The organism is Rhizobacter sp. P3_B12, assembly GCF_056402895.1.
This window is the reverse complement of the sequence record NZ_JBFUGN010001555.1, coordinates 1-875: the sequence shown is the minus strand read 5'-3', so window position 1 is coordinate 875 and position 875 is coordinate 1. Positions and strand designations below refer to the sequence as shown.

General features: G+C 76.0%; 1 protein-coding gene. It reads right to left on the bottom strand.

The genetic code is table 11. From position 1 onward, the window contains the following. Positions 1-766: FecCD family ABC transporter permease (locus tag AC1D01_RS36820; RefSeq protein WP_477874772.1), on the bottom strand; the 766-nt coding region annotated here is incomplete at its 3' end. Between the last annotated feature and the right edge of the window lie 109 nt (positions 767-875).

Genomic DNA, 875 nt, shown 5'->3' with positions numbered 1-875 from the left:
GGTGCGGCGCGACCAGGCCGACGAACGCGATCAGGCCCGATTGCGCCACCGCCAGCCCGGTCGCCAGCGCCAGCACGACCACCAGCACCAGCCGCAGCCGCGGCAGGTCGAGGCCCAGGCTCAACGCGCTGTCGGTGCCGAGCGTCAGCGCATCGAGCGCGCGCGCCAGCCGCCACGCGAGCGGCACGCAGATGAGCGCGCCGGCCCCCAGCAGCAGCACGCTGTCCCAGCCGAGGAAGGAGGTGCTGCCGAGCATGAACCATTGCTTGCCGCGCAACGCATCCGGCGCGACGGTGGTGACCAGGTCGCTGGCCGCGCCGAGCACCACGCCGACGACGACGCCGGCCAGCAGCAGCCGTGTCGTGTGCTGCGCGCCGCGCGACAGCAGCAGCGTCAGCAGCACGCCGCCGAGCGCACCGAGGAAGGCGCCCAGCACCAGCCCGGCCCGCGACAGCAGGTCGGCCGTGCCCAGGCTGATGTAGTGCCCGGCCAGCGCCTGCGCGGCCAGCCCGAGCACCACCGCGAGCGTCGCACCCGACGCGGCGCCCAGCAGGTACGGGTCGGCCAGCGGATTGCGGAACAGCCCCTGCGCCACCGCGCCGGCCAGCCCGAGCAGCGCGCCGACCAGCCACGCTCCCAGCGTGCGTGGCGCGCGGATCTGCCCGACGATCAGCGCCGCGTCCGGGCCCCACAGCGACGGCAGCGACCAGCCCTCGCTGCCGGCCGCGAGTCCGGCGACGAGCAGCAGCGCGGTGGCCACCAGCATCGCGACGACCAGGCGCCGTCGCAGGCGGAGCGCGAGTCCGTTCACGTCAGCGCGGCTCCGGGAGGCCGGCGACACAGCCGGCGAGCTGCAAGGCCGCCTCGCCCATGCG